Source organism: Deltaproteobacteria bacterium GWA2_45_12, assembly GCA_001797365.1.
In the GTDB taxonomy this organism is placed as follows: Bacteria; UBA10199; UBA10199; order UBA10199; family UBA10199; genus UBA10199.
This window is the reverse complement of sequence record MGPH01000064.1, coordinates 28,341-35,752: the sequence shown is the minus strand read 5'-3', so window position 1 is coordinate 35,752 and position 7,412 is coordinate 28,341. Positions and strand designations below refer to the sequence as shown.

3 protein-coding genes and 1 pseudogene (1 of these 4 only partly in view) are annotated in these 7,412 nt (G+C 47.4%); 1 reads left to right on the top strand and 3 read right to left on the bottom strand.

Annotated elements, in window-relative coordinates; all coding sequences use genetic code 11:
* From A2048_05810 to A2048_05800, 3 genes and pseudogenes are all read right to left on the bottom strand, one after another.
* Nucleotides 1–794: pseudogene (locus A2048_05810) on the bottom strand (hydrogenase); it reaches 556 nt to the left of the window's first position.
* Nucleotides 795–835: 41 nt separating this feature from the next.
* On the bottom strand, nt 836–3,964 hold the full coding sequence (locus tag A2048_05805; GenBank protein ID OGP07405.1) for a hypothetical protein: 3,129 nt from the start codon (nt 3,962–3,964) through the stop codon (nt 836–838).
* Nucleotides 3,965–4,039: 75 nt separating this feature from the next.
* Complete coding sequence (locus A2048_05800; GenBank protein OGP07404.1) at nt 4,040–4,570, bottom strand: cytochrome C; 531 nt, start codon at nt 4,568–4,570, stop codon at nt 4,040–4,042.
* Between the two features lie 520 nt (nt 4,571–5,090).
* Between A2048_05800 and A2048_05795 the strand changes: the two genes are divergently transcribed.
* Nucleotides 5,091–7,385, top strand: coding sequence for a hypothetical protein (locus tag A2048_05795; GenBank protein ID OGP07403.1), 2,295 nt, complete (start codon nt 5,091–5,093; stop codon nt 7,383–7,385).
* The last annotated feature ends 27 nt before the right edge of the window (nt 7,386–7,412 follow it).

Here is a 7,412-nt window from a genome sequence, read left to right as displayed (position 1 = left end):
GCCACAAAATAGGGGGGGAAAATGGTGGTGTGCCAGCCCGGCAAGATAGAAACGGCAAAGTCAAAGCTTACGATACTATGAACTGAAAGAACCAGCGGAGTGCTCAAACCCGCAAGAATAAGATAAGTCATTTCATAGTGATTCCAATTGCGTGCGGAACCCCGCCAGCCGAAGGAAAGAACAGTATAAACAAATTTGCGAATCTTGTTTTTGGCGCGATCACGAACGGTAGCAATGTCAGGGATAAGGCCGATATACCAAAACAAGAGTGAAATCGTAAAATAGGTTGAAACCGCAAACACGTCCCATAACAAGGGAGACCTGAAATTCACCCACAACTGTCTTTGGTTCGGGTAAGGAAACAACCAATAAAAGGCCAACCATGGACGGCCCGTATGGATAAGGGGCCATATGCCGGCTGTCATCACGGCAAAGATGGTCATCGCCTCGGCAGAACGGTTAATGGCGGTGCGCCATTTTTGGCGGAATAAAAAGAGAATGGCTGAAATAAGGGTGCCCGCGTGCCCGATACCAATCCAGAAAACGAAATTGGTGATATCAACCGCCCAACCCACGGGTTGATTAAGCCCCCAGACCCCGATGCCCCGGGTAAACAAGCCGTGTCCACAGTAAACACCCACAATCAACGCAGCCAGCGAAAAAGCAAAACAGGCATACCATTTCCCCGTTGGAAAACTTTCTAATGGTTTGCAAACATCATTAGCCAAATCGGCATAGGTTTTCCCCGGTTCAACCAGGGGTTCTTTTTCAATTGTCGCAATTGCTGTTTCCATAAAAAATTTTTGGTAGGGGCGAATACAAGATTCGCCCGTACCTAAGAATTCCTAATCTTCGTCAAATAGGCCACCTGGGGTCGGGCGTTAACTTCCTCCAACACATGGAACCCTCGCGGCGAATGAGTCTCTTTGGCCACCAGGCTTTCATGGTCGTTGGTATTTCCAAACACAATGGCATCCGTGGGACAGCTCTGCTGACAAGCTGTCTTGATTTCTCCATCGGCCACCAACCTCCCCGTATCTTTGGCACTATCTTTGGCTTCACGAATTCTTTGCACACAAAAGGTGCATTTTTCCATGACACCCCGGCTTCGTGTGGTGATGTCGGGGTTTAAAGCAAGGTTCATGGGGCTGATGTATTCTTTTGAAAACTCAAAAAAGTTGAACCGACGCACTTTATAAGGACAGTTGTTGGAACAATACCGTGTTCCCACACAACGGTTGTAAATCATCTCGTTTAAACCTTCAGGGCTATGAACGGTGGCCGCCACAGGGCACACTGTTTCACAAGGAGCATGATCGCATTGCTGGCACATCATGGGCTGGTAAACAATTTCCGGATTTTCAAGTTCCCCCTGATAATAACGGTCAATGCGCAGCCAGTGCATGATGCGCCCCTTGGCAATTTGGTCAGGGCCCACCACGGGAATATTATTTTCAGATTGGCACCCGATCACACAGGCACTGCAACCGGTGCACTTGGTCAAATCAACGCTCATCCCCCATTTGTAACCATTGTATTCATGGGGCTTCCACAAGCTGATCAACTCTTCGTGATGCGTGTTCCCTGCATGGGGATTTTTTAAATATTCATCAAAAGTGGCTTCTTTGACAATGTCACGTTCGTTTAAACGATGCTGGCTTTGAGAGTCGGCAAATAAGGCTTTTTTGCCCGTTTTAACAATTCTGTTTAAAACCAGGCTTCCCCAAACAGGAAAATTATCGGACAGATTCTGCAAAGGATAAGCATTGGTTCCGATATCCTTACCAACCTGCCCCATGTTGACACGGGCATAAGTAAAATCAGGGGCATCGCCTACTTGGGTACGTCCATATCCCACTGCCAGCATCATTGTTTTTTCATTTAATTTGGGTTGAATATGAACGGGCAACTCCAAAGAATCAAAACCAACTCCTGAAAGGCTCACCACATCCTCTTCAACAAGTTTGAAATCGTCTGCCGCTTTGGGAGAAATGGAAACATAGTTGGCCCACGAAATTTTCGCGATGGGGTCGGGCAATTCCTGCAACCACGCATTGGAAGCCGAACGGCCATCATACAAAGCAATGGAAGGATACAAGCTTAAAGAATAATCCGAAGAAACTTCAAGAGAGGGAATAACAGAAAGAGCGCCCCCGTTAAAATTGCGGGAAGAAGCAACGCGTTCTTTTTCAGGGCCACGGGCATCCAGGCAACCCGTCTGTAAAACATGGTCCCAGAAACCCTCGAAAGAGCCAAATCCGCTGGAGAAGCGATCAAGGGTATCAACCCCAAGGCAAGCCCTGGACCCAAGATTCCGTCCGCCTAAGGCCGGACAGGGTTTTGACCCGGCAAGGCGCGTCCCCGAAGCCAACGAGCGTAGGGGATAGATATTTTCCTGCCAGTAATTTTTAAGAGCCTCATGCCAGCTTAAAGAAGAGCCACTCCAGGTAAGGAGGGTATCTTGAAATGAACGGGTATTATATAAAGGACGAATGGCTGGCTGTACCAGACTAAACACTTTAGATTGAGGATTGGCATCGCCCCAACGTTCCAAATAATGACCCTGGGGCAGGATAAAATCAGCCAAGGCGGAAGTTTCATCCATGCTGTTTGCAAAAGAAACGACCAAGCCAACCTTGGAAAGGCTTTCAGCAAAATCGAGGGATTCAGGCAAGGTATAAACGGGGTTTGAATCAACAATGAGCAAAGCCCCCACCTTCCCCTTTTGCATGTCATCTGCCAAATCCAAAAGATCCGCAAAAGAACTATCCGCCTGCATGGAAGGAGAAACAGCCGCATCCACCGTCACGCCATCAGACCCAAGGCTCGAATTAATTAAATTGGCCACCACTTGCAAGGCCACTGCATTCTTGGCTTTGACAGCCCCCCCTAACACAAGCGCGCGGGAACCGGCCTTGATCAGGTCTTTGGCCACGCTACGAAGCACATCGGCAGACACCCCTGTTTGGGCACTTACTTTTTCAATGGAATAATTTGAAAGGACACGACGGGCCTCCCCATTGACTGAGCCCCTTCCGTGCACAAGGCTTATTTCATGGGCCAAAGCCAAACCTATCGAAAGTTCATCTCCGTTACTTACAGGGATATGAATGTCTGCATTGCTCCCGGTAAGGGAAAGCCCCGATTCCACAACAACCAATTTCAACATGGAATCCTTTTCAACCTGGCGTCTCTTTGAAAAGTTTTTTGAAAATTCAACAGGCGAAAGATAAGTCCCCAAAAAATCAGCCCCCAACGAAACAACAACATCGGCTTGATCCAAACGATAACGGGGAATCATTTTTTGGCCATAAGAAAGGCGTTGCCCTTCGGCAATTTCCTCAGGAACCACCCCTTCATAGGAGACATGCCTGGACCCGGAATAAGACTTCAAAAAATTCCGGACAAGATTTTTGGTGGCGGGGCTCCCTACAACTCCTGAAAGCACCACAACACTTTTCCCCTCTTTTTTTATTTGAGCCAACCTGGTTGCCATGGAAGCATCGGCCTCTGTCCATGAAATTTCGTTGAAAGCCCCCGAACGTCCCACGGCCACGGGGCCCTTAAGGCGCCCTGGATAATACAAATTAAGGATGGAAGCCTGGCCACGCGCACACAGTCCACCCTGACTGAGGGCGTGGTCTGGATTCCCTTCAAGTTTGATGGGACGACCTTCGCGCGTTTTGACAAGAAGTCCACACTGGGCCGAACATTCCTGGCAGGTGGATGTATACCAATTGGCAATTCCCGGAGTGATTTCTTCGGGCTTGTTCACGTAGGGGATCACTTTTTCAACAGGACGACGTGTGCAAGCGCTTGTCGCCAAAAGAAGCCCTGCGCCCATCACCTTCAAAAAGCCACGACGATCCATTTCGGTGACTTCTTGCATGGGAGGGGGGATGGGGAATTCCTTGCCGGCATTTTCGGTGAATTCCTTGGTGCCGTGGTATTCCTCCAAGCCCATCCAGTATTTTTTTGGTTCTTTCTCCATTTTATTCTGACTGGTCCGACGGGTCAGACGCGTCTGACCCGTCCGACTTTAATGATGGCACGTCAAACAATCCGTCGGCACATAATTGGCGCGATGACAATCCATGCAAAAACCCATTTGCAATGTCTGCACCTGATCAATTTTGGCCTTACTGGCCACATCCCCATGGCACTGGGCGCAATCAATTCCCTTGGTCACATGGCGCTTGTGATTAAAATAAACATAGTCCGGGACATCGTTGACTTTTACCCATTCAAAGGCTTTTCCTTCATTATAGGTTTTGGTGAGTTCCTGGATAAAAGGGCTCTCTGTTTTCACCACACGGTGACAATTCATGCAAACATTCATGCTGGGGATGGTTGAATGTTTTGAATTGTCGGCATTGGAATGGCAATACAAACAGGGAATCTTGTTGTCGCCGGCATGAATTTTATGGCTAAACGGAATGGGCTGATCGGGAGCATAGCCCAAATTATTGCCCAACCCCCACAAAAACCGCACAAGAAAAAAACCACCCACCAGTACGAGAAGGAGAACAAGTCCGATTATCTTCTTTTGTAGATCGGTAAGCTTTAACATGAACAAAAACCTGCTAAACTTGAAAAAACCTGGCTTAAATAGTCGCTTAAAAAAGTTGGCTGATTACATCAGACAAACTGATTGTGTCCAGAAATTTTTCTAAATTTTTATAAAAGGTAAGGGCCGTGTAAGGTGTGTGTAAGGGCAATTCATGAATTGCCCTTACACACACCTTACAAAAACATCTTACAAAAACGGGCCACTCTGAGCTTATCCTGCATACGGTTCCACAAACGGTGCTCTCCGCTACGTTACGCAGCAATCGAACCATCAATCTGATTCAAATTAATTCATTCAGCCCCCGAAGGGATCCCTTTGAGACTCAGCATATCCTACTCAAACTAAACCGTCATTTTTTAGACGTATTTAGACTTATTTGCCTAGTTAAAGACAAAAAAATGGCTATTTCCTCCGTATCAAAAAAACAAAAATCAAATAAATTCAGATCTTTACTACAAAGAACACATTGGCACTGTCCTTGCTTTACCTCCCATACACACGGGGTTGAAAAGGAGGATATGTGGTACATCATATTTTTTTAATTTTTTCATTATTCATGAGTTTTGTTTTTCTTACTTCCTGTAGTGGGGGAAGTAGCTCCTCGGACAGTTCCGATGATACGGACGTCAGTGGCTTGGAAATTGGCGAACAAATGGCCTTGGTAACGGCTCAAGATGATTCAGGCTCTGGTTCCATCAGTGGTCTAATGAGAGCCGCTATCCTGGCTGCCGTACCTACTTCCGGCGCTTACATCACCGATGTCCCAGAACTGTATGTTTATGACGAATCGATGGAAGTGTTGGATGAAATCAATTCCATCATGTGTATGATCGGCCAAACTCGATACCCCGACATGGTAAATTTAGGGGATTACATCGCCATGATCGATACGGGCCCCTGTGATCGACGCGAGGACCATTCCTCTGACAGTAGCAACCAAAGTTCCTCAGAGACTGAATCCTTTGAAAAATGGACTGTCAATTCATCGCGAGCAAGTAACTCCAGCCCCCACGTGGTTAATGCATGGATTGAATTGACCGATGATGATTTTGCCGATGAAATCCATGCCCAAATGGTGGTCACCGAAGCCGCTTCAGCAACCAATCCCTTCGGTCTTTTTACGATCAACTTTTCTGAATTCATGGAAGGTGAATTGGCAGGCACAGGAAACCTCACGGTTTCTGAAACCGATCTTGGTTTTATCGATATTCAAATGAACATTGGTGATGGTAGCGAACAAGTCCATGCCGTTTTAACCCCGGGTGAAGATAGCGGTGTGGCCTTTGGCAGCCGCCTTGACTTTGGCGGGCCAGATGGGGAAGAAGGAGCTGAAGGCGCTGAAGGTGCCGGAGAAGGCTCTCTACAAACCATCGGTATTGCCTTTGATTCGGCCCATTACCTGACCTCTTTTGAAACACTGGAAGGAACCCGAAATGTTTGCATGGACCGTGTCAACTTTAACAAAAACGTCTGGCGCTACAACCTCTATGATGAAACAGGTGCGGTTGTGGACCGTAATTCCGGCTTTGGTATTAAAATTGGCGAGTCCGATACGGGAGACAATTTCGCATGGGCTGGTTATTGGGGCATTTGGGTTCCCGATCACCTCACCCTTACAAATGGGGATCAAGTAACCGATGATGAAGGAGAAAATACCTATACCTTTACACAAGCCAACGGAAGAGTCATCAAAAGAACAAAAGGGGAAATGACTTTAGCCGACCTTGAAGGAGACACCTATCAATGGTCGGACTGGGAAGACGGCACAGCATATACCGTTGAATGGAATGGAACCAATTTTGTGAAAACAGGAACCCAATCATGCGGAGAAAATGGATGCGAAATAACCGCCCTGGATCCTGAAGAGGTTATGGAGTTTGAAACTTACGAATGGTTTGGCATCTGGAAGCAGGGCTTTGGCAGTGTCAACTGTGTTACCGATGAAAATGGAGCCTTCAGCGCCGATCAAACATGCACCTACTTCACCGAAGAATTTGTCACCCCGTCAGATGATATGTTTGCAAACGGGGATGTCACCCTGTATTGCTACTTTGACTGCCCGAAACCTAACTTAACGGCTGATGATTTTAACAATGGAACCACTTATTCTGATAATAAGACCCAAGAGTGGGTATTGAATGAGGAGACTGACCAGTGGGAACCCGAAGAGCTTCCCGAACCCTATGTGTACATTCTTGATAGCAACTTTAATCTTACCTATGGGGGTGAGAGTGTGTCTATTTCGGATGCTGAAGCGGCCAATGTAGATCCCTTTGGCCTCAACGGCTGGGGGACGCATTCAGGCGCCATGCTTACTTCAACCGAGGGAATGACCGCCATCTGGGAAGCCTGGGACCAAGCTGTTTCCTATAATTATGAAACAGGTCCCAATGAATGGAACAAATACTCAGGGCTCATTGACAGCAATGGAGATGCCGTTGCCTTTGATCCTCCTCTTCAATGCCTTTATGAAAGTGAAGAGAATGGCACCTACCTCTTGGATTATTCTGGGGAAGGTGAGCTTCATGGGATTCCTTTCGAGAAAATTGAAAAAGAGGATAGCGATTTTGAGCACTGGCGCGCCAAGTTCGCCATTGAAGATGGAACGGAACTCACCTGCGGCGATGCCACCTACTACGTCCGCCAGATGACCATTGAACAATCCATGCAAGAAGAAGAGGATTCCAGCGAGTGCAACACCTTGAGCATCGACAACCTGCCTTCCGCGCCGACGAACGAATTCACAGATCCGGAAATGGGTGATGCACCCACTGTGACCAACGCTCCTGCTGTTATTGGAGGAGTGTTGCAATAATATCTTGCCTGCCATGTGCATCTGCCA

Excerpts from the sequence above, each read along its gene's own strand:
- A2048_05805 (OGP07405.1), bottom strand. The coding sequence starts at position 3,964 with ATGGGCTTGGAGGAATACCACGGCACCAAGGAATTCACCGAAAATGCC.
- A2048_05800 (OGP07404.1), bottom strand. The coding sequence starts at position 4,570 with ATGTTAAAGCTTACCGATCTACAAAAGAAGATAATCGGACTTGTTCTC.